Source organism: Acinetobacter sp. Lyrl_1 (assembly GCF_051948795.1).
Lineage (GTDB): Bacteria > Pseudomonadota > Gammaproteobacteria > Pseudomonadales > Moraxellaceae > Acinetobacter > Acinetobacter towneri.
This window is the reverse complement of the sequence record NZ_JAYJLK010000038.1, coordinates 1-24,351: the sequence shown is the minus strand read 5'-3', so window position 1 is coordinate 24,351 and position 24,351 is coordinate 1. Positions and strand designations below refer to the sequence as shown.

28 protein-coding genes are annotated in these 24,351 nt (G+C 39.6%); 17 read left to right on the top strand and 11 right to left on the bottom strand.

Going from position 1 to position 24,351, the window contains the following annotated elements; all coding sequences use genetic code 11:
• Positions 1 to 18 precede the first annotated feature (18 nt).
• Positions 19 to 891, bottom strand: coding sequence for a DUF2797 domain-containing protein (locus VF675_RS11145; RefSeq protein WP_440205232.1), 873 nt, complete (start codon positions 889 to 891; stop codon positions 19 to 21).
• Between the two features lie 34 nt (positions 892 to 925).
• On the opposite strand from VF675_RS11145, the gene VF675_RS11140 reads away from it, so the two are divergent.
• Both VF675_RS11140 and VF675_RS11135 read left to right on the top strand, forming a co-directional pair.
• Positions 926 to 1,417 (top strand): DUF6231 family protein, encoded by a 492-nt coding sequence (locus VF675_RS11140; RefSeq protein WP_225530719.1) that lies wholly within the window; start codon positions 926 to 928, stop codon positions 1,415 to 1,417.
• Positions 1,418 to 1,557: 140 nt separating this feature from the next.
• Positions 1,558 to 2,160: a YidB family protein gene (locus VF675_RS11135; protein ID WP_303362775.1), complete on the top strand. Its 603-nt coding sequence runs from the start codon at positions 1,558 to 1,560 to the stop codon at positions 2,158 to 2,160.
• A 137-nt stretch (positions 2,161 to 2,297) separates the two neighbouring features.
• Here VF675_RS11135 and VF675_RS11130 read toward each other — a convergent pair whose 3' ends face one another.
• From VF675_RS11130 to VF675_RS11110, 5 genes are all read right to left on the bottom strand, one after another.
• Entirely contained in the window at positions 2,298 to 3,380 is a 1,083-nt protein-coding gene (locus VF675_RS11130) for a porin (RefSeq protein WP_004976633.1), read from the bottom strand.
• A gap of 349 nt (positions 3,381 to 3,729) precedes the next feature.
• Positions 3,730 to 4,143, bottom strand: coding sequence for an HIT family protein (locus tag VF675_RS11125; RefSeq protein ID WP_131261454.1), 414 nt, complete (start codon positions 4,141 to 4,143; stop codon positions 3,730 to 3,732).
• A 38-nt stretch (positions 4,144 to 4,181) separates the two neighbouring features.
• On the bottom strand, positions 4,182 to 4,451 hold the full coding sequence (locus tag VF675_RS11120; protein WP_136144520.1) for a YARHG domain-containing protein: 270 nt from the start codon (positions 4,449 to 4,451) through the stop codon (positions 4,182 to 4,184).
• An 85-nt stretch (positions 4,452 to 4,536) separates the two neighbouring features.
• Positions 4,537 to 5,409 carry an NAD(P)-dependent oxidoreductase gene (locus VF675_RS11115; RefSeq protein WP_440205231.1) on the bottom strand — a complete coding sequence of 291 codons (873 nt, stop codon included), beginning with the start codon at positions 5,407 to 5,409 and terminating at the stop codon, positions 4,537 to 4,539.
• Between the two features lie 13 nt (positions 5,410 to 5,422).
• A complete protein-coding gene (locus tag VF675_RS11110) occupies positions 5,423 to 6,517 on the bottom strand; it encodes an alpha/beta fold hydrolase (protein WP_440205230.1) in 1,095 nt (364 codons plus the stop codon).
• Between the two features lie 151 nt (positions 6,518 to 6,668).
• Between VF675_RS11110 and VF675_RS11105 the strand changes: the two genes are divergently transcribed.
• The 9 genes from VF675_RS11105 to trpB all read left to right on the top strand — a co-directional run bounded on the left by VF675_RS11105 (position 6,669) and on the right by trpB (position 14,546).
• The gene (locus VF675_RS11105) at positions 6,669 to 7,856 is read left to right on the top strand and encodes an O-succinylhomoserine sulfhydrylase (protein ID WP_440205229.1); all 1,188 of its coding nucleotides are present in this window, start codon (positions 6,669 to 6,671) and stop codon (positions 7,854 to 7,856) included.
• 99 nt (positions 7,857 to 7,955) lie between these two features.
• A complete protein-coding gene (locus VF675_RS11100) occupies positions 7,956 to 8,285 on the top strand; it encodes a YbaB/EbfC family nucleoid-associated protein (RefSeq protein WP_004976621.1) in 330 nt (109 codons plus the stop codon).
• 10 nt (positions 8,286 to 8,295) lie between these two features.
• The gene (recR, locus tag VF675_RS11095; RefSeq protein ID WP_019837914.1) at positions 8,296 to 8,892 is read left to right on the top strand and encodes a recombination mediator RecR; all 597 of its coding nucleotides are present in this window, start codon (positions 8,296 to 8,298) and stop codon (positions 8,890 to 8,892) included.
• A 239-nt stretch (positions 8,893 to 9,131) separates the two neighbouring features.
• Entirely contained in the window at positions 9,132 to 10,274 is a 1,143-nt protein-coding gene (locus VF675_RS11090; RefSeq protein ID WP_096901447.1) for a ribonuclease D, read from the top strand.
• Positions 10,275 to 10,443: 169 nt separating this feature from the next.
• Positions 10,444 to 10,752, top strand: a complete 309-nt coding sequence (locus VF675_RS11085) for a YcgL domain-containing protein (protein WP_004976615.1) — start codon at positions 10,444 to 10,446, stop codon at positions 10,750 to 10,752.
• Positions 10,753 to 10,773: 21 nt separating this feature from the next.
• Entirely contained in the window at positions 10,774 to 11,157 is a 384-nt protein-coding gene (locus tag VF675_RS11080) for a hypothetical protein (protein ID WP_440205228.1), read from the top strand.
• Positions 11,158 to 11,179: 22 nt separating this feature from the next.
• Positions 11,180 to 12,031 (top strand): AAA family ATPase, encoded by an 852-nt coding sequence (locus tag VF675_RS11075; RefSeq protein WP_004976610.1) that lies wholly within the window; start codon positions 11,180 to 11,182, stop codon positions 12,029 to 12,031.
• 14 nt (positions 12,032 to 12,045) lie between these two features.
• On the top strand, positions 12,046 to 13,233 hold the full coding sequence (locus tag VF675_RS11070) for a vWA domain-containing protein (protein WP_178319350.1): 1,188 nt from the start codon (positions 12,046 to 12,048) through the stop codon (positions 13,231 to 13,233).
• A gap of 104 nt (positions 13,234 to 13,337) precedes the next feature.
• Positions 13,338 to 14,546 (top strand): tryptophan synthase subunit beta, encoded by a 1,209-nt coding sequence (gene trpB, locus VF675_RS11065; RefSeq protein WP_104851935.1) that lies wholly within the window; start codon positions 13,338 to 13,340, stop codon positions 14,544 to 14,546.
• 93 nt (positions 14,547 to 14,639) lie between these two features.
• On the opposite strand, the gene VF675_RS11060 is transcribed toward trpB, so the two are convergent.
• From VF675_RS11060 to VF675_RS11050, 3 genes are all read right to left on the bottom strand, one after another.
• Entirely contained in the window at positions 14,640 to 15,074 is a 435-nt protein-coding gene (locus VF675_RS11060; protein ID WP_004976604.1) for a CBS domain-containing protein, read from the bottom strand.
• Positions 15,075 to 15,193: 119 nt separating this feature from the next.
• On the bottom strand, positions 15,194 to 15,568 hold the full coding sequence (locus VF675_RS11055) for a DUF2750 domain-containing protein (RefSeq protein ID WP_440205227.1): 375 nt from the start codon (positions 15,566 to 15,568) through the stop codon (positions 15,194 to 15,196).
• Positions 15,569 to 15,719: 151 nt separating this feature from the next.
• Positions 15,720 to 15,953 carry a hypothetical protein gene (locus VF675_RS11050; RefSeq protein ID WP_004976599.1) on the bottom strand — a complete coding sequence of 78 codons (234 nt, stop codon included), beginning with the start codon at positions 15,951 to 15,953 and terminating at the stop codon, positions 15,720 to 15,722.
• 219 nt (positions 15,954 to 16,172) lie between these two features.
• On the opposite strand from VF675_RS11050, the gene VF675_RS11045 reads away from it, so the two are divergent.
• Together VF675_RS11045 and VF675_RS11040 are read left to right on the top strand one after the other, a co-directional pair.
• Positions 16,173 to 16,532, top strand: coding sequence for a hypothetical protein (locus VF675_RS11045; protein WP_167845990.1), 360 nt, complete (start codon positions 16,173 to 16,175; stop codon positions 16,530 to 16,532).
• 126 nt (positions 16,533 to 16,658) lie between these two features.
• Positions 16,659 to 16,976 (top strand): hypothetical protein, encoded by a 318-nt coding sequence (locus VF675_RS11040; RefSeq protein WP_004976594.1) that lies wholly within the window; start codon positions 16,659 to 16,661, stop codon positions 16,974 to 16,976.
• Here the strand turns inward: VF675_RS11040 and VF675_RS11035 are convergent.
• Complete coding sequence (locus VF675_RS11035; RefSeq protein ID WP_004976592.1) at positions 16,873 to 18,513, bottom strand: M16 family metallopeptidase; 1,641 nt, start codon at positions 18,511 to 18,513, stop codon at positions 16,873 to 16,875. The two genes, VF675_RS11040 and VF675_RS11035, sit on opposite strands and share 104 nt — an antisense overlap.
• A gap of 12 nt (positions 18,514 to 18,525) precedes the next feature.
• Complete coding sequence (locus tag VF675_RS11030) at positions 18,526 to 19,860, bottom strand: M16 family metallopeptidase (protein WP_225530234.1); 1,335 nt, start codon at positions 19,858 to 19,860, stop codon at positions 18,526 to 18,528.
• A 186-nt stretch (positions 19,861 to 20,046) separates the two neighbouring features.
• Between VF675_RS11030 and ftsY the strand changes: the two genes are divergently transcribed.
• From ftsY to VF675_RS11010, 4 genes are all read left to right on the top strand, one after another.
• Positions 20,047 to 21,153 carry a signal recognition particle-docking protein FtsY gene (ftsY, locus tag VF675_RS11025; RefSeq protein ID WP_004976589.1) on the top strand — a complete coding sequence of 369 codons (1,107 nt, stop codon included), beginning with the start codon at positions 20,047 to 20,049 and terminating at the stop codon, positions 21,151 to 21,153.
• Positions 21,154 to 21,359: 206 nt separating this feature from the next.
• Complete coding sequence (locus VF675_RS11020; RefSeq protein WP_104851938.1) at positions 21,360 to 22,046, top strand: nitroreductase family protein; 687 nt, start codon at positions 21,360 to 21,362, stop codon at positions 22,044 to 22,046.
• 574 nt (positions 22,047 to 22,620) lie between these two features.
• A complete protein-coding gene (locus VF675_RS11015) occupies positions 22,621 to 23,214 on the top strand; it encodes a nitroreductase family protein (RefSeq protein WP_004976581.1) in 594 nt (197 codons plus the stop codon).
• Positions 23,215 to 23,408: 194 nt separating this feature from the next.
• Complete coding sequence (locus VF675_RS11010) at positions 23,409 to 24,074, top strand: DUF2057 domain-containing protein (RefSeq protein WP_440205226.1); 666 nt, start codon at positions 23,409 to 23,411, stop codon at positions 24,072 to 24,074.
• The last annotated feature ends 277 nt before the right edge of the window (positions 24,075 to 24,351 follow it).

Below are 24,351 nucleotides of genomic sequence, written 5' to 3'. Positions count from 1 at the left end.
AGTAAGCAGTTTCAAGATTTATTCAGCGCGAATTTTTAGCTCATAACCTGTGTATTTACGAATGTTGATGACACCTGTATCCAAGATTAAATATTGCCCTTTAATTCCTTGCAGTTTGCCGCGAATGATTGGGGTTTTATCTAAGTTATGCGATTTAATTTTCTCAGGATACTGTTCTACAGGATACACAAATTCACGCGGAAGTTCCTGATCTAAAAGCTCTACCGTTTCGTTGAATTCAAGGTTTTGACTAAACTCATCACGAATGGTCTGAATTTTAGGCGCAAACTCTTCAATCAGTTGTTCACGCACTTCAATTAGGTTTAGCGGCTCTGCTTCGCCTTTGAGTAGTTTGCGCCAGTCGGTTTTATCTGCGACTTGTGTACCAAACATAACTTCTAATTGCCCAGATAAACGACGTGAGCCGACTTTCATAATTGGTAAGGCTTGGGTTGCGCCCTGATCTAACCAACGTGTAGGCATTTGACTTAAACGGGTGATTCCCACTTTTAAAGCACTTGAATTGGCTAAATATACGATGTGCGGTTGAAAGCAGACTTCTTGAGCAAAACTATCTTCACGACATGTACCTAAATGATAGTGACAGGTTTCAGGCTTCATGATGCACATATCGCAAGATGCTTTGGTTTTAAAACACTTGAAACAATGTCCTTGCGAATAAGATTTTGGTGTTTTTACGCCACAAGAAACACAATAAATATTGCCCGTCCACTCTAGTTCAAGCTCTTGCCCAAGCTGAAAAGGTAGATCAATTTCTGAACGGTCTAGAATAAATTTATATTCAACATTTGCCTTGTGTACCTGTTCATCAGTTACACTATGGTCCTTAAGACCTGCGTGCATTTTATGGCAAATGCCTTGTAGTTCCATAAGAATACTCTCTCAAAAATGAAGGAATGCAGTGATGGCTGAAATGCGTTTAATTCAAGCATTAATTGATGATTTATCTCAACAACAGCCAATTTCTACTGCATTGTGTATAGGGCAAAATATTGAAGCAAGCCCGAAGCATAACAATCAAGCGGATGATCAGTCAGCTATCCAATGGCAGTATTTTAGCGCATTGGTATTTTTAAATCTGCCTTTTACCCAACGTTTTGATTTGGCAGTTGTATTTTTAGATGCTGCAGATTTTGCTGTGCAGACGCCACAACACACTTCGCAAATTTTGGTGAAGCTACGTGATTTATTGGCAAAACGTATTGTGGTGATTGCTGCGCGTGAAGATGAGCAATTGCTTAGAGCGCTTGGTTTTACGCAATTGATTGAACATCGGTTTGAGCAGCATCATTTGTGCTTATGGCAATTTAATATTTTGACTTATAAGCACGTGCCTGATTGGTTTAATTCTAAGTTTTGGGCAAACCCTGAAAATTGGGATAAATTCCGCTGGTAAGTGCTGAATTACGATCACAAAATTCTAATAATGATAATTAATTCACATAAATTTAGGATATTGCAAAATTTAACAATTTCAAGCGCGCAATTCAGTCAAAACTTCGTATGCTGTCATAAGGGCATTATGAGGAAAATAAAATGACCAATTTAAGCAATATTGTTGAAATTTTAGCAAAGCAGGCATTGGGTGCGAATCAGCAATCTAATCAATCTCAAGGTGGATTGGGTGGCATTTTAGGTTCGGTTTTGGGGCAACTTGGTGGTAATAACCAACAATCTGCACAAGGTGGCTTGGGTGGTATTCTTGGTTCGGTACTTGGTCAGTTGGGTGGACAACAACAGCGTTCTGCTGCAGGTGCTTCAGGTACACAAAGTTTATTGATTGCAGTTTTACCTTTGGTGTTGGCATGGATTCAAAAACAAGGTGGCTTGCAAGGCGCTTTGGATAAACTCAAAGGACAAGGCTTAACCAGTCAGGTGGATGATTGGGTGTCTACAGGCCCAGGTGAAAATGCGCATGTAGGTGCTGAACAAGTACAAAGTTTATTTGATGATGCCGATGTAGAGCAGGTCGCACAGCAAACTCAGGCGCCAAAGCAAGATATTTATAATGCGATTTCTGCAGTATTGCCGCAAATTATTGATTCATTGACACCACAAGGTGAGCAAACTAGCAAACAAGAAGCCAATGATGATATTCAACAAGTGATGAATTTAGTGTCTGGATTTTTAAAGCGTTAATATTGAAAAATTCAGCTTTGCAAAACTGACTTGAATAAATTAAGCCAGCAAGTTTGTTGGCTTAGTTTTTATTTGGTTTTTTAAGTATGCAAAAAACACGCCGAAGCGTGTTTTTATGTTTTAAGTTTGGTTCAGACTTAGAAGTCGTAACGGAAACCTAAAGAAAGAGCTGTTGAGTTTTCGTCTTTAGCACCTTTTACGGAGTTACCAAAGCTACGACCTTCTTTCCAAGGAGTAAGATCAGCATTTTTATCATTTAACATGGTTGCAAGGTTTGCGTATACACGTACAGCCTTGTCTAAACGATGTTCCACGCCAACTGCTAAAAGTGTAGAGTTTGCATCTTCGGTGTCAACGTCACGGTGGAATACCTGACCACGTACATAAGTCTTTGGTGCTACTTTATAGTCTGCCGCTACACCAAATACTTGTGCATCAGCATATTTGGTTGCAGTACCTTCCAAGTCATGTGTAAGATATTGGTATAAACCACCTAAGTTTAGTTCTGGTGTGATTTTGTATGCTGCTGCGATACGGAATCCATCACGCTCACCCGAGCCAATTGCAGAGTTTTCTTCATAGCGTTCATAAGCAGCTGCAAAGTCAACAGGACCTTCTTTATAAGTTAAAGCCAGATCGTAAGCTTTATTGTCGTCCTGACCTTCTCCGGTCGTTGCATCTTTGGGAATTGAAGTGCTTGGATGTAATGATAAAGCTGCAAGTACGTTAAAACCACCACCGAATTTAGGAGATTTATATTCAACGGTATTTTCATTTCGTTCATCAAACTTATTATCACTAACACGTGTTACGTTACGAATGTCACCAACCATATCACCAAAGAAGTTCACTGGACCACGAGCAACTTTAAATGGGCTGTCAAAACGACCTGCACGTACTTGACCAAAGTCACCTTTTAAACCTACGAAAGTATCACGAGTAGCAAAGTCTACGCTTTTACCATCTTGGCTACCGCTAGCAAAGTTAACTTCTTGTTCAACTTGACCAAAAACAGTCATGCCGTTTTCTAATTTTTGTTCAGCTTTGAAGCCTAAACGTGATGAGTTAGAAGAAAGACCAACTTCGTTATAGTCTTTACCATCATCAAGATAGTCTAAAGATACGTGTGCACGACCATAAACTTTAACATCAGCAGCCATAGCTAATGCTGGTGTTAAGAAGGTTGCCCCAACTGCTAATGCGCAAAGCGTTTTTTTCATGTGTAGCTCCAATACAGACTATTGTTTTTAGTCCTAAACATTGTTCAGAAGTAGGGTAGATCTACTGCTGTTCTCTATTGGTGCTAAGTATTCCTTACAAATGCGACAGTAATATTAAGGAGATATTTCAAAATTATTAAAAAGAACAAATTAGATCAAAAACTTACTTTTATTCGCATTTTTTTAATGATTACATTTTTATTTATAGAAAAATATGTGAAATAAATAACTTAATTGCAAAGGGAACGACATCTTAGTGTCATAAATGGTGATATAAATGAATGAAGAAAGCTGAATGCAAAAAAATGGAGCAGCTGCTCCATTTTTTTGTATGACATTTTTGAAATATTTAAAGCGCTGCTTTAATTTTTTCCGCTTGAGCTTTAATTTTTTCTTGGTCGCCCATTTGTGCAGCATGTTTCCCAAGTTGATGAACCGATGTTGGAATTAAGTGAAAATGCACGTGGGGGACAGTTTGACCTGAACTTGCACCAGACAATTGCATTAACACGATACCATCTACACCCAAAGCTTGCTCCATTGCTTTCGCAATTTTTTGCACAATTTGAATAGTATAGGCTGCTGCATCTGCGGGTAAATCCAATAAAGTCACTGCAGGCGTTTTAGGAATCACGAGAGTGTGACCATCGGCTTGCGGCATGATGTCCATAAACGCAAGAACTTGGTCATCTTCATACACTTTAATTGCAGGAAGTTCGCCACGTAGAATTCTTGCAAAAATATTTTGATCATCGTAAGCCATTATGATTCCTTAAATTCAGCTTTGATATTTCAGAACGGTTATTTACAGTTCAGTTCTTTTTGACGTTCTTTGATTGCGTCAAGACGTTGTTGTTCTTTTTCAGAAAACTTAGGTTTGGTTGTATAGCAGTTGTCATTACCAAAACGTGCTTTAGCTTCTGGGTCTTTGAAGCAGAACCCTTTAGATGCATAAATAACATCGTGGTCATTTTTCAGTTTCTGACATTCTTGTTCAGATGCAAAAGCAGTTGAACTTGCCCCAATTAAAGTTGCAAGGCTTGCAAATACGGCAATGCTAAACTTGTTCATAAGAGTTTCCTCTATTTAATGATGGTGTGACTAGCCACTTAATACACATTATTGGGTTTATGGCTGTATATTCAATGGCGAGTTCTTACTCTAGGGTAATATTACTCCATAATTCATACATTTTCACAGCAGTGGAAAAATCACTGTCTTTTTCTGCGGTTAAATTCGCTGCTTGAATCAGGCTTTGGGTTAAAGCCAATACAGGTGCAGGCAAAGCTGCTTCATGGACTAAATCTAATGCGATACCTGTGTCTTTAGCCAGTAAAGGGAGTGCAAAAGTATTTGGAAAAGCGCGATTCAGTACTCGCTGTGGCAAAATCATTTCCGTTACTGCGCTTTTACCACTTGAAGCATTTATGCATTGCAAGGCCTGATTTAAGTTTACGCCATGTGCTTTTAAGGTGGTAAAACCTTCAGCTGCAGCACACAAACTCACTGCCATTAACATATTATTCACCGCTTTTACGGCAAAGCCAGCACCAGGTTCACCCACATGCTGAATCACTTTACCAAAAGCCTGAATTGCAGGTAGGGCTTTTTCAAAAGCAGCAGCTTTACCGCCAATCATGACTGTTAATGTGGCATTTTCTGCACCAATGGTTTGTCCGCTTACAGGTGCATCTAAAAAGTCGATCTGTTGTGCTTCAAGTTGTTGTACCAATTTTTTAGCACTTTCGGGTACGCCACTGGTGCAATCGACCCAGACTGAACCTGCTTTAAGTTGAACTTGTGCAATCAGGTTTTCAACTTCGCTACTGGTGGGCAAGCAAGAAAAAATAATATCTGCTTGCACCGCTTGAGCCAATTCAACCGCTTGTGTGCCATATTCAGCAGCATGTTGCTCGGCTTTGGCAAAGTTACGATTCCAGACATAGACCGTATCAAAATGTTTAGGTAAATGGGCTGCCATGCGGTAGCCCATTGCGCCTAAGCCAATAAATGCAACAGATTGAATCATGTTTTTGCTCTCTTTATGAAATTTTGCTAGATCGTTGTTCTAACCAAGTGGTCAGTTTAGGCCAGAATTCATTGGCACTTTTTTGACTGGACATTAAACCCAAATGTCCACCTGGAATAAGAGTAAACGTGACATCGGTACTACTTGTCAATTCACATAAAGGTTGAGCAGCTTCAGCAGTGACAATTTGATCGCTATCACCCGCACCGACCAAAAGTGAACAATGAATATTTTTAAGGTCTATCTGATGTTGTTTGAGTTGAATATGACCTTGTTTGAGTGGGTTTTGCAGCCATACATTCAATACCATGTCCTGATTAATCCCACCCGGATAATCAATCATATTATTTAAAAAATTGGCTAAAGTTGCGTTTTCATGCAAGGTTTGTAAGTCGTGCAGATTCGACAGCATCTGTTTATTGCTTTCCAGCCATGCTCTAGGGTCTAAAATCTTAAAACCAATCGCATTGATTAAACCCGGTGTATGAATTAAATGCTTTGGAATTTTTCCTGAATAAAAGGCATGTTGCAATTTGGGATATTTAGAAATCAGTTGATTGGTCAGTTGAAAGAGTTTACCAACCCGCCCCGAAGCATAGCTATCTACAGGGCTACCCAAAACCATCAAGTTTTTAATATGAGTTGTTTGTTGGTCGGCGGTATAAAGCATGGCAAAAATACCCGCCATACTCCAACCATGTAGTGAAATTTGTTCGACTTTGGCGTGTTGTAAAATGAGTTGAATACAATTAGGGATTGCATCCTGAATAAAAGCCATAAAATTTAAATGACAATGTTGATAGGTCAATTGTCCCCAATCAACCAAATACACATCAAAACCACTATGCTGAAAATGTTTCACTAAAGAGCGATAAGGATATAAGTCATAAATCGACATGGTAATTGCTAAAGGCGCAACAAAAACCAGCGGCTCTTTATATTGCTTATCTGGCGAAGCGTAATAGCGAATCTGCGCATACTTATAACGTGCCACGATGTCGTATGGCGTGGTCTGAGATAAGATCAAATCACGGCTTTTAAATAAGCGAGTGCTGAGGTTTTTAAGCTTTTTTCGGTGCGGATTAAATTTTCTTTGTAGCTGATTCATGAGGTGTTCCATCACACGTGGCGCCGATTTGAATGAAGTCTAAGCGATATTTATACATTTTACCTTGACCTTAAATGCGCTTGGCGCTCAAAATGTTGGCAATTATTTAACAAACAGGTCTTAGGACTAAGTTTAGGGCTGAGCAGTAAAGATGAGTCAACACGACGACATTGAATATCAATTAGATACTTTGGCAATTCGTACCGGACACAACCGTACAATTGAAGGCGAACACAGTGAGCCAATTTTCCTGACTTCATCATTTGTTTGTGAAAATGCTGCCGATGCAGCTGCAAAATTCTCAGGTGAAATTGAAGGCAATACCTATTCACGTTATACCAATCCAACTGTACAGGCTTTTGAAAAACGCTTGGCAGTATTAGATGGTGCAGAACGTGCGGTTGCGACAAGTTCGGGTATGGCGGCCGTTCATGCGATCACTTTGGCTTATCTTAAAGCGGGTGATCATGTAGTCTGTTCACGTGCTGTATTTGGCTCGATCATTTCACTATTTGAAAAATACGTGATGAAGTTTGGTGTCGATGTCACTTTTGTTGATTTAGAAGATTTAGACAGCTGGAAACAAGCCATTCGTCCAAACACACGTCTTTTATTTATTGAAACGCCATCGAATCCATTGGCACAAGTAGGCGATTTACAAGCCATTGCCGATATTGCACATGCAAATAATGCTTTATTTGCAGTTGATAACACCTTCTGTACCCCAGTTTTACAACAACCAATTAAATTCGGTGCAGACCTGATTATCTACTCATCGACCAAATATATTGATGGGCAGGGACGTGCTTTAGGCGGCGCTGTGGTGGGCAAAGATAAACTGGTTGAAGAAATCAACGGTGTGATTCGTACTTTGGGTAACTCATTAAGTCCATTTAACGCATGGATTTTCTTAAAAGGTTTAGAAACTTTGAGCCTGCGGATGAAAGCACATTGCGCCAGTGCACAAAAACTAGCCGAGTGGCTAGATGCACATCCAAAAGTTGAAAAAGTGTATTATGCAGGCTTGCCGCATCACGCGGGGCATGAGTTGGCGAAAAAGCAACAGTCTGGCTTTGGCGGTGTTGTATCTTTTGTGGTGAAAGGCGAGCGTGAAGGCGCGTGGACTGTGATTGACAACACACGCTTCCTATCTATCACCAGTAATTTGGGCGATGTAAAATCAACCATTACTCATCCTGCAACAACATCGCATGGCAGAATGACCCCAGAAGCCAAACAAGCAGCAGGTATCGGCGAAGGTTTAATTCGTGTTTCTGTTGGCTTGGAAGATATTGATGATATTATTCGCGACATCGAGCGCGGTTTAGACCTCATTTAAAAACTAGGGTCTGTTGGCATTTCATAAATGGCTTGCGTTGTCGCAAACATAGACGAATTGTCAACAGACCCTCAATAGATCATTTGTTCGGAGATTTTTATGAACATTAATATGTTGATGCAGCAAGCACAGCGCATGCAAAAAGAAGTGGAAAACAACATTAAAAAAGCCAAAGAAGAACTTGCGCAAACTGAAGTGCATGCAGAAGCGGGCGGTGGTTTAGTGAAAGTGACGATGACTTGCCGTAATGTGGTCAAACGCATTGAAATCAACCCTGAATTATTGCAAGACGATGCAGACATGATTGAAGATTTGATTGCCGCTGCAATGAATGATGCTGCCCGTCAAGCCGAAGCAATTTCTGAAGAAAAAATGAAGTCTGCAAACTCAGGCATGGGCTTGCCACCGGGCTTGGCAGGTTTATTCTAAGGAACGGCGTATGTTTAGTGATCGTTTTGATCAACTGGTACAAGCGCTACGCATTTTGCCAAGTGTTGGGCCAAAATCGGCTCAACGCATGGCATTGCACCTGATTATGAAAAATAGAGAAGGTGCAGTCGGTTTGGCTCATGCTTTGAACGAAGCCACTAGCTATATTCATGAATGTTCGATTTGTCACTCATTAACGGAAGATGAAGTCTGCAATATTTGCGCCTCACATGATCGTGATGCACACTTGCTTTGCGTGGTGGAATCTCCAGCCGATGTCATGGCGATTGAGCAAAGCGGCAGCTTCCGTGGTAAATACCATGTTTTAGGTGGGCATTTATCGCCATTAGATGGCATTGGGCCTGACGAAATTGGTATTCCGTATTTGGTTCAGCGTTTAAGTGATGGCAACATTACCGAAGTCATTTTGGCGACCAATGCAACCGTAGAAGGTCAAGCGACAGCACACTATTTGGTAGAAGCAACCAAACATTTGCCTGTGCAGATGACCCGTATTGCGCAAGGTGTGCCGCAAGGTGGTGAACTTGAATATGTCGATAGTCATACTTTAAGTCAGGCGGTGCATAATCGGATGCGAATGAAATAAGCATTTAGGTGCTTATTTCATGTGAATAGTCATTTGATAAATCATCCACAAAAATGATTACTTGCCTTTAAAGCCAATAAAAAATCAAATTAAGATAAAAAAACGATAAAAAATTTAAATTTTCACTGTATCGACTTAGAAATAAGATAAAAATTGAAAATACTGGACATATTTTTATAGCTAAATGCTATTTACTGTTTAAAATGAACCCCTAGAGAATCCTGTTTTACCTGCTCGCTATGTTCCAATTTATTCATCAACAAAAAGACTTTGAAAATGTCTTGGCATTAATGAGCCAAAACAGCATTTATGGTTTAGACACCGAATTTATTAAGGTTGATACTTTATGGCCAAAATTGGGTGTATTCCAAATTAATGTTAATGATCAGGTCTATTTGTTAGATGGCACTTCTTTAAATTTAAGTGCGTTTTGGGAAAAACTGTTTCAAGCGCAGCAAAATATTTTTCATGCCTGCGGTGAAGATATTGATTTAATTTATCATTATGCACAGCAAAAAAACTTAGATAACGTGTTTGATACCCAAGTTGGCATGTCATTTTTAGGGCATGGTTTACAAGTCAGTTATCAAAACGCTTTAAAAACCATGCTCAATGTCGATATTGATAAAGGGCAAACTCGCTCAGACTGGCTTGCACGTCCGTTGTCCGATGAGCAGTTAAATTATGCTGCCAATGATGTGTTGTATCTAATGCAATTGGCAGATAAGGTACAAACCGACTTAAAACAAAATTATTTACTGGATTTTGCACAAGAAGATTGCCGCAATTTAACTCAGGAAATTGGTGAAGAAACACCTTTAGAGTTGTTGTATCAGGATGTGGGCAACTATCGTCATTCACGCCGTCAACTCATGCAATTGCAACAATTGGCCGTTTGGCGTGAGCAAATGGTAAAAGCCTTAAACCAACCACGTAGTTTTATTTTGCGTAATTCTACTATGCTGGACTTGGTCGAGAAAAATCCTAAAAATCAGTTCCAGCTCAGTACTATTAAAGATTTACGTGCGCATATTGTGCGTGAACATGGCAAAACTATTTTAGATTTAATTAAATATTTGCCTGATCAATCACAATGGCCATTACGTATGGCGCGACCAATTCGTCATTCTTCAAAAGAAGTGGGCGAAAATGTAGAACAGGTGATTCAACGTGCCGTACAGGAAACTCAAATTCCAAAAGAAGTTTTGCTGCGTAAAAAATGGCTCAATGCGCTTTATCAGCATGTGGTATTTCATAACGATGAGCAAGATTTGCCTAACTATTTGTTAGGTTGGCGTTATGAATTACTCACCAAGCCTTTAATTGAAGTTTTACATGCCGACGAGCGTTATTTGTCTGGTCAGATGAAAGTTGCTGAATAAATCAAACCGATCCACATTTTAAATAAAGCCGTTTTTCACCTGAAAATGGATGAATTTTCACGCCATTCTTTGTTTGAGTGTAAACATAGACCAATGCGTTAATAATGGTTAATGTATCTCGGTTTTTTTTGTTGTATCCTTTGCCTGAGTTTTTAGAGTTTTGTTGTTTATGCACTGTTCAATTTATAAATCGAGCAAAAAAGATGAGATGTATTTATACATCGCCCGTCCTGAGCAAACTGAAGATCAAGCAGAAGCGTTTAACCCGCTAGAGGTTTTACCTGAGCCAATGCGAGTTGCATTTGGTCGTGCGACATTTGTAATGGATTTGCAACTGTCTGAAAGCCGTAAGTTGGCACGTGTGAATGTTTTGCATGTCATGGATTCTATTCAAACACGTGGCTTCTTTATTCAAGTGCCACCAGAAGGCTTAATTAACCCAAATGCCGTTGAACCAGAAGGTTTACGTGGTGCTTAAGCTTTATTCAGGAGTTGAGAAATGAATAGTGTGATGACTGGATTGGATTCAATTCCTGAAACTGCAATTGCTGTTTCTGTTTATTTGTTGGGGAGTGCCATTATTTTATGGTGCTGGTACGAAATTGCCAAACGCTTGCCCAATCCGTTAGGTGGTATCACTTGGATTGTGCTGTTTGCAATTTTACTTACCCCAACAGTATCAGAAGGCAGCAATGCAGCAGTTGCCCCAGCCATATTTGGACTTCTTTTTGGTGTTTTAACCAAAGAAACCCCATTGGTTTGGTCTAATTTATCTGCCATTTTATTTGTGATCGGTCTTGGCTTATTGATCGGTTATTTCTGGTCAAGATACTGTCTTAAACAAACGACTTATAAAGCCAAGAAAAATACCTCACCACTGTAACTAAAACAATTAAGGTAAAATCATGTCTGTTGATGCGCAACAATTTTCGGGTACAGATCAGTACATTGCGACTGATAGTTTAAAACTTGCGGTGAAAGCCGCACGTGCTTTGCAAAAACCGCTTTTGGTGAAAGGTGAGCCAGGTACAGGTAAAACCTTATTGGCAGAGCAAGTTGCTAAAAGTTTGGGTTTAAAGTTGATTACATGGCACATTAAATCGACCACCAAAGCGCAGCAAGGTTTATATGAATATGATGCAGTGTCGCGTTTGCGTGACAGCCAACTGGGCGATGACCGTGTGTATGACGTTAAAAACTATATTAAACCCGGGAAATTGTGGGAAGCATTTACCAGCGAAGAACGCTGTGTGTTGTTGATTGATGAAATTGACAAGGCAGATATTGAATTCCCAAATGACCTGCTACATGAACTCGATAAAATGTCGTTTTATGTTTATGAAACAGGCGAAACCATTACGGCAACACAACGTCCAATCGTGATCATCACATCAAATAATGAAAAAGAGCTGCCAGACGCTTTTTTACGTCGTTGTTTCTTCCATTATATTGATTTCCCAGATGAAGCGACCATGCGCGATATTATCGATGTGCATTTCCCGAATATTTCAAGCACATTGGTTTCAGAAGCTTTACAAGTTTTCTTTAAATTGCGCCAAGTTCCGGGCTTAAAAAAACCACCATCTACGTCTGAATTAATTGATTGGTTAAGCCTATTGATGGCAGATGACATGCCAGAAGATATTTTGCGTAATAGCGATAAAAGCAAAGCCATTCCGCCTTTATACGGTGCATTAATCAAAAATGAACAAGATGTGCAATTGCTTGAGCGTTTAGCCTTTATGTCGCGCCGTTAAGGGAGGACAACGCCATGTTCGTGCGCTTGTTTTATACCTTGCGACGTTACGGTGTACCTGTCACCACACGTGAATTGATTGACTTAAATCAGGCGGTGGCATCGGGTCTGGTTTTTGCAGATCAAGATGAATTCTATCAACTTGTTAAAACCGTCATGGTCAAAGATGAGCGTTTTTTTGACAAGTTTGACCGTGCCATGAAAGATTATTTTGATGGCATTTCCACTTTTGATTTAGATGATTTACTGCAGCAAGTTCATCAATTGCCTAAAGACTGGTTCGACTTAGAACTATTAGAAAAACATCTCACGCCAGAACAACGCGAAGAGCTGAAAAAAGCAGGTTCTTTAGAAGAATTGATGAAAATGCTGGAAGAGCGTTTACGCGAGCAGCATAAAAAGCATCAGGGTGGCAACCGTATGATTGGTACGGGCGGTACATCACCGTTTGGTGCTTTTGGTGATCATCCTGAAGGTGTACGCATTGGTGGGCCTGGACGTAAGCGTTCAGCTGTTAAAGTCTGGGAGCAGCGTCAGTATCGAAATTTAGACGATGAACAGATTTTAGGTACACGACAAATGCAATTGGCACTGCGTCGTTTGCGTAAATTTGCCCGTCAAGGTGCAGCTGAAGAATTGGATATTGATGGCACTATCCGAGAAACTGCCAAACAGGGCATTTTAGATGTACAATTGGTGCCAGAACGTCGTAATCGCGTCAAAGTGTTGATGTTGTTTGATGTGGGTGGCTCGATGGATGCACACATCGCCCAATGTGAAAAACTGTTTAGTGCGGCCAAAACTGAGTTTAAAACCCTCGAATATTTTTATTTCCACAACTGTTTATACGACTATGTTTGGAAAGACAATTTACGCCGTAGCAGTACCCGTATGAATACGTGGGATTTATTTAATACCTATGGACGCGACTATCGGGTAATTGTGGTCGGTGATGCGAGTATGGCACCTTATGAGCTGAATTCGATTGGTGGTTCGGTAGAATATATGAATGATGAGGCAGGGCAAGTTTGGTTACAACGTCTGCGTCAGCATTTTGAAAAAACCGCATGGCTGAATCCTGAACAGGAAGGCTATTGGCATTACACACATACCATTGGTTTAATTCGACAAATTTTTGAAAATCATATGTATCCAATGACTTTAAAAGGCATTGAAGATATGACGAAATATTTGGCGCGATAAGCGCCATTTTTTCCATTAATTTTTTATCAATATCAGTTATTGCATGCATATTGATGAAATAGCAATACGATAAGCAACGTGAATTTCAATTTGAGGGGATCGAGATGGAACATCAAATTAATGGCATCGCATTACCGAATGAAGAAGGTTTTTTCGGACAATATGGCGGGCAGTTTATTCCACCGCATTTAAAAGAAGCCATGGATGAAATTAACCTTGCTTATGAAGAAATTCGTCATACAGCAGAATTTCAAAATGAATTAAAAGATTTATTTACAAATTATGTAGGGCGCCCGAGTCCTTTGTTTCATGCAAAGCGTTTATCTGAACAGTTGGGTGGTGCGCAAATTTATTTGAAACGTGAAGATTTAAATCATACAGGTGCACATAAAATCAATCACTGTTTAGGTGAAGCATTGCTAGCCAAATATATGGGTAAAACCAAAGTGATTGCAGAAACAGGTGCGGGACAGCATGGTGTCGCGTTGGCAACAGCATGTGCGCTTGTGGGCATTCCATGTGAAATTCACATGGGACAAGTTGATATTGAAAAAGAACATCCAAACGTCGTGAAAATGAAAATTTTAGGTGCTAACCTGATTTCAGTCACACGTGGTACAGCGACTTTAAAAGATGCTGTAGACAGTGCTTTTGAAGAATACTTAAAAGACCCGAAAAATTATATTTATGCAATTGGTTCGGTGGTTGGCCCACACCCATTTCCAAAAATGGTACGTGATTTCCAAGCAATTATTGGCGATGAAATTAAAATGCAAAGCCAAGAACGCTTTGGAGTAAATCCAGATTATATCGTGGCATGTGTGGGCGGTGGTTCAAACGCAGTGGGTGCATTTACCGCATTCTTAAATGACCCAGAAGTTAAGCTTGTGGGTGTAGAACCTGCAGGTCATGGTTTAGATACAGATCAGCACTCTGCAACCTTAACTTTGGGTAAACCGGGTCAATTACACGGTATGGCGTGTTATGTGCTTGAAGATGAACAAGGCGAGCCATTGCCAGTACATTCAATTGCTTCAGGTTTGGATTATCCGGGTGTGGGGCCGCAGCATAGCTTCTTAAAAGACATTGGTCGCGTGGAGTATTCAACGGCAACTGACCAAGAATGTTTAGATGCCTTTATGACGTTGTCACGTGTAGAGGGTATTGTACCTGCTTTGGAAAGCTCACATGCGGTGGCGTGGGCATTACGTGAAGCACCAAAAATGGCAAAAAACGTGAAAATTGTGGTTAATCTTTCAGGTCGTGGTGATAAAGATTCAGACTATGTAGCAGAAAAATTAGGTTTGAATTAATTCTACTGAATATGAAAAACCGCCTAAATGTATAAGTTTAGGCGGTTTTTTTTATCTTTACTTTATATTTGGCAGGTTTTATAAAACAGTGCCTTAGCTTGCAATATATTGTTGTAACTGCTCGATCAGTTTGCGCTGATCATCCATAGTCGCTTTCACCAAGTCACCAATCGACACTAAACCTACCAACTGCTCACCTTCAAGTACAGGTAAGTGACGTAAATGATGGTCAGTAATTAAGTTTAAGCATTCTTTCACACTGGTGTTTTTGGTCACGGTCAGTACTTTAGCAGTCATAATTTCACTAACCGTTGTGCTTTTAGAAGTTCGTTCCATCAAAATAACTTTACGGGTGTAATCACGCTCAGACAGAATACCAACCACATGATTGTTTTGATCGGTAACCACCAACGCACCAATGCCTTTTTCAGCCATTAAACTAATTGCTTCTAAAACCGTTGCTTCTGGGCGAATTGTGTAAATTTCGTGATGTGCTTTATCTTGTAAAACGTGAGTTACCTTGGTCATATTCTGTGTCCTGATTTGTTGTTTATTGTTTGACTTTTAAAGTAACGTGAATTGTAAAAATTGCAAATACTTTAGAGTCACGATTGTTGATTTTTACGTCAATTCTATTCAGTTTTTATTTAAGCAATATTTAACGGAGGTTCATTAAAAAAGAAATGCTTCATTTGTGAAGTGGTCAGTTTAATTTTTTGACTTGACGAACCAAACAAGGTTGGCGTGACATTTAAACGGGTGAGCGTTGGTAATAAAAAAGTTTCAAAATCCTGCGCGGAAATTTTACGAGGACTATATTGTGGCCAGTGTTTAGCAGCATATTTATGCGCTTGTACCGCATTTAACCAAAAAGGGAAAATATAATCATCGTGATCTGAACTCATTGCCCAACCTTGATGGAATAAACCCCAAAGTACACCGCAGTACATCATTGATTTTAATAGTGTAACTTTAAGCAGAAAATCCTTTGGTAAAGGGTGGAGTTGGTTAATCTGATTCATAATCAAGCAAGGTTGTAAAATTTGGCTATATTGTAAAAAGAATTGATGAATATACCGTTTAAGCTTTGCTTAAAATCGTAAACAAATATGTATTTATGGTTGGAGCATCTAAAAAAAGGGTCAAAAAAAACGCCACCTAAGTGACGTTTTATTATGCTTGCATAGTGGCCATGTTTTGCCAGTATTGTGCTTTCAATGAATCACGTTCTACACGGAAACCTTGATAATACAGTTCTGCCAAGAACATTGCCGCTTTACCATGTCCTGCACGTGCAGCTTCTTCGAGTTGTTTTACCGCATCTTGGAAGTTCATTTGTGAATGAATCGTGTTTACTGCATTTGCATAAACATGCTCTAAGTCATGGTGAGAGATCGTCTGAATCATATTAAACTCCTTATTGTAATTATGATTACTTATTTAAGCCTACCTTTTAGGCTTCATATCAATTTAACGCTTTATTGTTAAACTAATATTACAATTTGATTGAATTGTCAAATAATCATCGGGGTTGATTGGCATATTTCAAGTTTACATGATTAAACATTGAACAAGTTTAATTTTGATTAAACTAAAGCTCTAAGCATGATAAAAAAGGAGAACAACATGACAAGATCCGTAGACGGATGTGCTTTTGATGTACCTCCATTGACTTCTCAAATTATTGAGTTGGCACATCATCACCGTAAAAAACTAGATGAGGCAATTTTCCGTCGAGATGTTCATTTAGGTGAATACTGCTTGGCGCAACGTAAACGTGTGGCTGATTTTGCCAAAACTTTAGAGCGAAGCGATCGTATAGAGTTTTACCGTAATTATGATGGTGAATTACTCCGTATTGCCGATGAAGATGAGCTTCATCCTGCTGAAGCAGAGGGCGGTGTCAGTGTATTTGCTATTTTCTTGGTGCTTGCAGTCATTGCATTGGTTTTATACTTTGCGGTAATTCGTGGCACGATTGGCTAAAGCTAAATCCTTTGTAGAATTTGTAGAAAAAGGCTCAATTTTTACTGTGACGATACAGTAAAATTGAGCTGTTTAACTTGTACATCTCACAAGGGCATCCTACACTAAGGCGATTAGAGGTAGGTCATGCACAACGCAATTCAAAAAACGATTCAATTTATTTCTCAACTGAAACTCGAGCAAATTTATAATATTGTTGTGCTGAGTATCATTTTTATTATTTTAACTTTAGCAAGTGTTGCGCTTTATCGCCCAGTTGGGGTGCAACAATTTCAAAATGTTGAGCGTTTGTCACAACAATCTATGTATGCCAATACCCAAGACATGGCAGTTCATTTACTCAATCAACGTCCGATTCGTTATGTGCATTATTTAAAGTTGATGCAGGCACATCAAATGGAGCAAGATCGGGCTCAACAACTTCCTGCCTTGGTGCAAGAGTAATTTTTTCTGTTGGCATGTTATTCATATTGTGCGGTGTCGGTGTTAAAGATGTTGGTGCGAGTAAATTGTCCTGCAGCATTTTTACCAATGCGGCTTTATCTAAATGTTCGCTCACAATTACTAAAGTTAAACGATCAGGATGCAAATGTTTGCGAATTGCACGTTGCACATCTTCAGCGGTAACTTTTTCCACTCGTTCTGCATAATCACTTAAATAATTTGCAGGAAGTCGATAAAAACCGATGTGCCCAAGCTGGGCATTAATACTGGCATTGCTGCTGTATTGATTCGGAAATGCACGAATTAAACCTGCTTTGGTTTCTTTTAATTGTTCTAAATTCATAGGTTGTTGTACAAACTGAATTAAGCTCTGGTGAGCGACTTGAATACTATCGAGTAACTGATCTTGGCGCGTAGAATAGCCTAAGCTAAACAAACCCGCTGCTTGGGTAAAACGAAACGAACTGCTAACACCGTAAGTGTAGCCACGTTTTACTCGTAATTCTTTCATCAAAATTGAATTGAAACTGCTGCCGCCCAGCATTTTATTGGCAATTTCTAAAGCCAAATAGTCAGGATCATCCCGTGTAGTCGCAAGTTGTGCAATACTGACATGCGCCTGTTGTGACCGGTAGGGAATATGCTGGATGTTGAAACGTGTTGCAGGTGTAGGCTGTGGCAAAGCTGTTGCTGCAACACCTTGGGCAATATGTGCGCTGATGGTATTGGCAAGTTTTTCTGCTTCTTTTAAGGTTAATTTGCCTGTAATGGCAATGTTCATATTTTGCGCGACCAGAAACTGATCTCTAAATTGTTGTAAGTGCTTTGGTTGAATCCGTTTGATGCTGCCATTGGTGCCTGTAATGGGTTCTGAATAGGCATGTTGTCCGTAAATTGCGCGATATAAGCGAATATTCATTAAACGGCTTGGATTTTCTTGCAGTTGTTTTTGCCCAATTTGTGTATTGCTTTGCACACGCTGGATATTAGAACGCTCAAAAGTTGCATGTTTCAGTATTTCCAGCATCATTTTGACGGCAGTTTGCATTTTCTGCGGATCAGACAGTGTTCTTAGCCGTACCACAAACATATCGCGGTACGCCGTGGTACTAAAACGTGCGCCTGTGGTTTCAAAGGCTGCGGCAATTTCCTCTGCCTTATAACGCTTGGTGCCTTCATCAATCAGTTGGGCTGCCATATTGGCAACGCCAAATAAACCTTTTTCAATTTCTGCATCGCGGGCAGAACCTGCATTAAAAGTCAGTTGGATATCAACCATTGGCAAAGCAGGATTTTCGACAAATAAAGTGCGTACGTGTCGATGATTTTTTAATTCATATACCTGTGGAGCGCGAACATCGACCAATTCATTTACGGCATTTAAACTGTGCAGCAAGCTCAAAGATTGTAAAGGCGTACTTACATCTGTTTCAGCAAAATCATGCGCTGCTGTGGTGGCAGTTTCCATCGCAAAGCCAGCAGAACATAGGCTAAAACTAGTGCTTAAAATAAGCGTGCTGAATAGATGTTTTTTCATGAAAATCACAGTTTAAGGTGTTGTGCTTTGAGGTAATAAATACAAGGTGCTAAGTCTGTCTTTGTTAAAGTAACTTTGCGCAACACGTTGCAGATCCTGGGCAGTAATCGCTTGGAAGTGTTGTGGTAAAACATCGATTAAACGGTGACTGAATCCATTGACTTCCAAATTGCCAATGGTTCGGGCTTGTCCTGCCAAATCATCCTGACTATAAATCCAATTGGCCACAAATTGAGTTACCACGCGCTCAATTTCACTTGAATTGACCAAATCCTGTTTTAGCGTATCCACTTCGTTTTGAATCGCGACCTGTGCTTCGCTTAACGTTACACCTGCTGCAGGCAATGCTGAAATACTAAACAAACTATCCCCACGTTGATACGGGTCATAACTGACACTGACTGAGCTAAGAATCTTATTGTTTCTGACCAAGCGCTGTTCTAAACGTGAAGTAATTCCACTGTCTAACAGTTGTTTGATGATAGTGAGCGCGAAGGCATCTTGAGGATTTTTAGCTGTTGCCAATGAACCGACATTCCAAGCCATATATAAATTAGGAACTTGCACAGTCGCAGACAATTCCATGTGCCGATAACCTAATTGTTCAAACTCCAACACATCATTGCGCGGTGGCGTAGGTGCTTTCGGAATATCTCCAAAATACTTTTGGACTTGCAACAATGCGGCTTGATGATCTACATCGCCCACAATCACTAGAATAGCATTATTGGGGCGATACCATTTTTTGTACCACGCCTGTACATCTTGCAGCTGAATGCTTTGCAAGTTTTTCATGTGCCCAATAATGGGTTGGCGATAATGACTGGTTGGGTAGGCAATCCATTTAAAGCGTTCAAAAGCCAAAGCCCGTGGATTATCATCGGTACGTTGCCGCCGTTCTTCCATCACCACCTTAATTTCAGGCTCAAAGTCTTGTTGGCGAAGTAACAAATTACTCATTCTGTCGGCTTCCAACTCTAAAGCCAGTGGGAAATAAGTTTTGGGATAGAGCTGATAATAATTCGTGTAATTGGTAAAGGTTGCTGCATTGACACTGCCACCATAAATACGACTTAAACGGGTAAATTCATCATTCGGCACCTTGGCTGTACCTTTAAACATCATGTGTTCAAGTACGTGCGAAATCCCAAGTGTATTTCCCGACTCATCGCTACTGCCCACTTTGTACCAAATTTGAGTCATCACCATGGGAGAACGATGGTCTTCACGGATAATGACTTTTAAACCATTGTTGAGTGTGGTTTCAAAAGTGTTATTCGCAGCTAAAACTTCAGCATGGCTAATCGAAGCTGTTAAACCCCAAAGCAACGCACAAACAGACTTCATCGAAAATTGGAACATAAGCAAGTGGAGATCAATCGTTATCGGCTTATCTTTCAGAAATTAAAGCGGAAAGGCAAGGATTGCTGTAGGTATTTTTTGTATGCGGCTATGTGGTTGGAATACGAGGTAAAAGCAATTGGTTTATGTTAGAATCCGATTTTTTAACGCAATGCTTTTCAAGGATTCGGCATGCAACAGCAATCTAATGGGCAAAATAAATTTTTGATTGATGCTGATATCGGAGATGATGATGTCACATTACCGAATTTGCCAGCGGTAAATATTCCGATTGTTGAAACAACACCTCTACAACAAGCAGAAACCTCTGAACATGCTGCAGAAACATCATCAGACACGGATGCGCCTGCGAAAGGTGGTTTCTTTAGTCGCATGAAAGAAGGGTTAACCAAAACCCGTAAAAACTTTGCCGATGGCATGGTGAATATTCTGATTGGCGGTAAAGAAATTGATGATGAATTATTAGAAGAAGTCGAAGAACAACTGTTGGTTGCAGATATTGGTGTAGATGCAACGAAAACCATTATTGCCAATTTGACCGAGCGTACTGCGCGTGGCGACTTAATTTATTCACATTCTTTATATAAGGCTTTGCAAGAAGAATTAGTGGCTTTGCTTGCGCCACGGGTAAAACCTTTACATATTGATGCCAATAAAACCCCTTATGTGATTTTAGTCGTGGGTGTGAATGGTGTAGGTAAAACCACAACCATTGGCAAGTTAGCGAAACGCTTACAAGGCGAAGGTAAAAAAGTCATGTTGGCCGCAGGGGATACTTTCCGTGCTGCAGCGACAGAACAATTGCAGATTTGGGGTGAGCGTAACGATGTTGCCGTTGTTGCACAAGGTCACGGTGCAGACAGTGCTTCTGTTATTTTCGATGCGTTTGAAAGTGCGCGTGCCAAAGGCATTGATGTGTTAATTGCAGATACTGCTGGACGTTTGCATAACAAAAGCAACCTGATGCAAGAATTGACTAAAGTTAAGCGTGTGATGCAAAAAATTGATGCGACTGCACCGCATGAAGTGATGTTGGTCGTAGATGCAGGCACAGGTCAAAATGCCATTAACCAAGTGGAAATGTTTGATGAGGCTGTTGGCTTAACAGGCATCACCATCACTAAACTGGATGGTACGGCAAAAGGTGGCGTGTTATTTAACATTGCAAGCCGTAGCCATGTGCCAATTCGCTTTATTGGTGTGGGTGAAAAAATTGACGATTTACGTCCATTCTCAGCCAAAGCATTTGTTGCAGCACTGTTTGAAACTGAAAAATAAGTTTTAAAATAAGTTTAAAGCTAAAATGTAAAAATGCTGTAAGTTTCACACAAACTCCGCAAAATGCGGAGTTTGTGGTTTTTAGCGGGTTTGAGTGTTGTAAAAAGCAGCAGCTAAAAATACGAATGTGAATAAAAGCACATTCGTCTATATACAATAAGAAAAAATATTAGATTGATTTTGATTGATTTTTTGGGGAAGTTAAAATGACACTGTTAAATAAAATTGGTCATGTGCTTACAGCAGATATCATGAAAGACTTTAAGCTTAAAAAAAAGCCTAGCCATGATGCACATGAACTGACTTTCATCGATCAATTGAAAAAGCGCCGTAGTATTTATGCTTTAGGAAAACGCATTCATTTTAGCCAAACTTATATGACCGAGCTGATTCAGGAAGCTGTGCGTAGCTGTCCATCGGCACATCATTCACAAAGTACGCGCGTGGTTATTTTATTTTCTGAATCACATAAAAAATTTTGGAATTTAGTACAGGAAGTACAACGTCAGTTTGTACCAGAGCAGGTTTTTGCAGGTACTAAAATGAAAATCGAACAATGTGCAGCAGGTTTTGGCACGGTATTGTTCTATGAAGATCAACAAGTGATTCGTCAATTGCAAAAGAAAATTCCATTTAATGCTGCAGAATTTCCAATTTGGTCGGAGCAAACTTCAGGGATGGCGCAATTTGCAGTGTGGACAGCACTGGCAGATTCAGGCGTGGGTGCATCTTTACAGCATTATAATCCAAACATAGACCGTGCTGTGGCAGAGCATTTTGATATTCCAGATACATGGTTGTTACGTTCACAACTCGTTTTTGGATCAATTGAAGAAGAAGTAACCGAACGGAGTCATGCACACTATCAAAATCAATTTAAAGTCTATGCTTAAATAACAGCATTTGATGAAGATTGGTCAAATCAGCTTATTATTATGTGCTACAAAGAGCGAACCGCAGCATATTTATATTGCAATAGACTGTATCTATAGAATAAAAGGTAATAGGGTCTGTTGACAATTCGTCTATGTTTGCGACTACGCATATTTTTTAGCTGATATAAGGCATGAGGCAGGAAATTTAGTCATTCTAAATGACTGACTCATAACGCAATAGCAGCAAAAAATATGCTCGTCCTTCGCTGCGCCTTGCGCTGCAAACAAAGCAGTGCTTGTTTTTGCTCAGGCTGTGGCTAAAACTTTCTCAGATTGCGTTATGAAACTTGGCAATAGTCTCGCTATTCCCTGCGTTTCATGCCTGATCTGCTCAGTTTTAGCCTACAGCGCAAGCCATTTATGAAATGTCAACAGACCCTAAATGCAGTCACATACATTTGTCACTTTATATAACTATAATCGTTCTATACATAAAACACACTGTCGTATTTTTTGTAATGTTTATGCTGAATAAAAAGCTTAATATCGCTGTATCAATTAATTTATACAAAATTCTGCAGAGGAATTAAAAATGTCATTTTTAAATCAATTAGAAAAACGCCGTTCAATCTATGCACTTGGTAAAAATGTTTCTGTAGATCAGGCAACTATTGAAAGTACAATCAAACAAGCAGTTCGTTTAAGCCCATCTGCATTTAACTCGCAAACTTCACGTGTTGTGACTTTATACGGTGCATCGCATACACAATTTTGGAACATCGTTTTAGAAACTTTACATAAAATGGTTCCTGCAGAAGCATTTGCAAACACTGAAGCAAAAATTAATAGCTTTATTGCAGGTTTTGGTACAGCTTTATTTTTTGAAGATCAAGATGTTGTAAAAGGTCTACAAGAGCAATTCCCGCTATATGCAGACAACTTCCCAGTATGGTCAGAACATTCGACAGGGATTGCACAATTCGCAGCGTGGACAGCTTTATCTGAAATCAATGTGGGTGCATCATTACAGCACTACAATCCAATCGTAGATGAAGAAGTTGCGCAAACTTATGACATTCCTGCAAACTGGAAACTACGTGCACAATTAGTGTTTGGTTCAATTGAAGCACCTGCTGGTGAAAAAACATTTATGGATGATGCAGCACGTTTCAAAAGCTTTAACTAAGCTCTAGCAACACATACTGCACAGACAAAAAAGTAGGATGATGATTCATCCTACTTTTTTGTTTCTGGGGGTAGTGATGTGCCTTACAACTTACTTATTCATGTGCAAATGCCTAAACCCATGAATTGTCATAAAACTGTCATTTATACATTGCATAGTGCAATCAAACTTTAATAAATGATATAGAGTGAAATATGGCATTTAAATTAGGCATAGCAAGTATTGCATTGATGGCTTGTAGTTCAGCATTTTCAGCAGTAACTATTGCAGTACCTGAAGAAATTAAGTTGCTCGCTGTAAATGATCAACAAATTCGTTCAGGTTTATTCAGTTCTGCACAGCAAGTGAAAGTCAATGCGGGTGAAAATGTCATTAACTTGCGTTATCAACAATATTTTGAACATCATAATGGTGCGCACGATATTTTAAAATCAGGCGTCATTACACTCAAAACCCCAATTCTTCAAGATGGCGAAAACTATCGACTCGCTTTGGTAAATCCACCTAAAGACTTCGATGCTGCAAAAGAATTCAAAGATCAACCAAGCGTTGGTTTATATAATCAAAAGAATCAGTTGCTGGTACAACAAACAGGTGCCAAAGCAAGTTCAACTGGTTGGTTAGGTGGTAGTTGGCTTAATAAAACTTTAGATACCACTCAAAATAGTGCTGCGGTCAATCAACCAGCAGCAGTTTATACCGCGGCAGCAGTTTTGCCATCTGAGGAAACCACCTCAGCAACATTGCCTACAGCAAAACAAACACAGGGCAAAGAGCAACAATTGATTCAATTGTGGCAACAAGCTAGTAAAGTAGAGCGACAAAAATTTATGTCATGGCTTGCAGAACAAGCTAATTAATGTAGATTTGCAACCAGCCTAACTGAGCTGGTTGTTTTTTATTATCGCTTTAAAAGGATTTATTTAAAAAACCAATTTAGTAACGTGCGAAAAAAAAGACAAATTATAAGAACAGTGTGATAAAAATATGAAATACGCTTAAAACTTAGGCGAATGGTATTTTTTTTGAAAAAAAACCTAAAAAACATATTGCGTCTATTCAAAAACTGTATAGAATACGCAACACACCAACGCAGTGTTGATTGAGTTGGTGCTGTTATTGACGAAATAACAGAAA

Coding starts and splice junctions, on each gene's coding strand:
- VF675_RS11010 (WP_440205226.1), top strand. CDS start 23,409: ATGGCATTTAAATTAGGCATAGCAAGTATTGCATTGATGGCTTGTAGT.
- VF675_RS11130 (WP_004976633.1), bottom strand. CDS start 3,380: ATGAAAAAAACGCTTTGCGCATTAGCAGTTGGGGCAACCTTCTTAACA.
- VF675_RS11040 (WP_004976594.1), top strand. CDS start 16,659: ATGCACAACGCAATTCAAAAAACGATTCAATTTATTTCTCAACTGAAA.
- ftsY (WP_004976589.1), top strand. CDS start 20,047: ATGCAACAGCAATCTAATGGGCAAAATAAATTTTTGATTGATGCTGAT.
- VF675_RS11110 (WP_440205230.1), bottom strand. CDS start 6,517: ATGAATCAGCTACAAAGAAAATTTAATCCGCACCGAAAAAAGCTTAAA.
- VF675_RS11125 (WP_131261454.1), bottom strand. CDS start 4,143: ATGGCTTACGATGATCAAAATATTTTTGCAAGAATTCTACGTGGCGAA.
- VF675_RS11120 (WP_136144520.1), bottom strand. CDS start 4,451: ATGAACAAGTTTAGCATTGCCGTATTTGCAAGCCTTGCAACTTTAATT.
- trpB (WP_104851935.1), top strand. CDS start 13,338: ATGGAACATCAAATTAATGGCATCGCATTACCGAATGAAGAAGGTTTT.
- VF675_RS11100 (WP_004976621.1), top strand. CDS start 7,956: ATGAACATTAATATGTTGATGCAGCAAGCACAGCGCATGCAAAAAGAA.
- VF675_RS11140 (WP_225530719.1), top strand. CDS start 926: ATGGCTGAAATGCGTTTAATTCAAGCATTAATTGATGATTTATCTCAA.
- VF675_RS11050 (WP_004976599.1), bottom strand. CDS start 15,953: ATGATTCAGACGATCTCTCACCATGACTTAGAGCATGTTTATGCAAAT.
- VF675_RS11020 (WP_104851938.1), top strand. CDS start 21,360: ATGACACTGTTAAATAAAATTGGTCATGTGCTTACAGCAGATATCATG.
- VF675_RS11090 (WP_096901447.1), top strand. CDS start 9,132: ATGTTCCAATTTATTCATCAACAAAAAGACTTTGAAAATGTCTTGGCA.
- VF675_RS11075 (WP_004976610.1), top strand. CDS start 11,180: ATGTCTGTTGATGCGCAACAATTTTCGGGTACAGATCAGTACATTGCG.
- VF675_RS11085 (WP_004976615.1), top strand. CDS start 10,444: ATGCACTGTTCAATTTATAAATCGAGCAAAAAAGATGAGATGTATTTA.
- VF675_RS11135 (WP_303362775.1), top strand. CDS start 1,558: ATGACCAATTTAAGCAATATTGTTGAAATTTTAGCAAAGCAGGCATTG.
- VF675_RS11060 (WP_004976604.1), bottom strand. CDS start 15,074: ATGACCAAGGTAACTCACGTTTTACAAGATAAAGCACATCACGAAATT.
- VF675_RS11055 (WP_440205227.1), bottom strand. CDS start 15,568: ATGAATCAGATTAACCAACTCCACCCTTTACCAAAGGATTTTCTGCTT.
- VF675_RS11105 (WP_440205229.1), top strand. CDS start 6,669: ATGAGTCAACACGACGACATTGAATATCAATTAGATACTTTGGCAATT.
- VF675_RS11115 (WP_440205231.1), bottom strand. CDS start 5,409: ATGATTCAATCTGTTGCATTTATTGGCTTAGGCGCAATGGGCTACCGC.
- VF675_RS11030 (WP_225530234.1), bottom strand. CDS start 19,860: ATGAAGTCTGTTTGTGCGTTGCTTTGGGGTTTAACAGCTTCGATTAGC.
- VF675_RS11070 (WP_178319350.1), top strand. CDS start 12,046: ATGTTCGTGCGCTTGTTTTATACCTTGCGACGTTACGGTGTACCTGTC.
- VF675_RS11045 (WP_167845990.1), top strand. CDS start 16,173: ATGACAAGATCCGTAGACGGATGTGCTTTTGATGTACCTCCATTGACT.
- recR (WP_019837914.1), top strand. CDS start 8,296: ATGTTTAGTGATCGTTTTGATCAACTGGTACAAGCGCTACGCATTTTG.
- VF675_RS11015 (WP_004976581.1), top strand. CDS start 22,621: ATGTCATTTTTAAATCAATTAGAAAAACGCCGTTCAATCTATGCACTT.
- VF675_RS11080 (WP_440205228.1), top strand. CDS start 10,774: ATGAATAGTGTGATGACTGGATTGGATTCAATTCCTGAAACTGCAATT.
- VF675_RS11145 (WP_440205232.1), bottom strand. CDS start 891: ATGGAACTACAAGGCATTTGCCATAAAATGCACGCAGGTCTTAAGGAC.
- VF675_RS11035 (WP_004976592.1), bottom strand. CDS start 18,513: ATGAAAAAACATCTATTCAGCACGCTTATTTTAAGCACTAGTTTTAGC.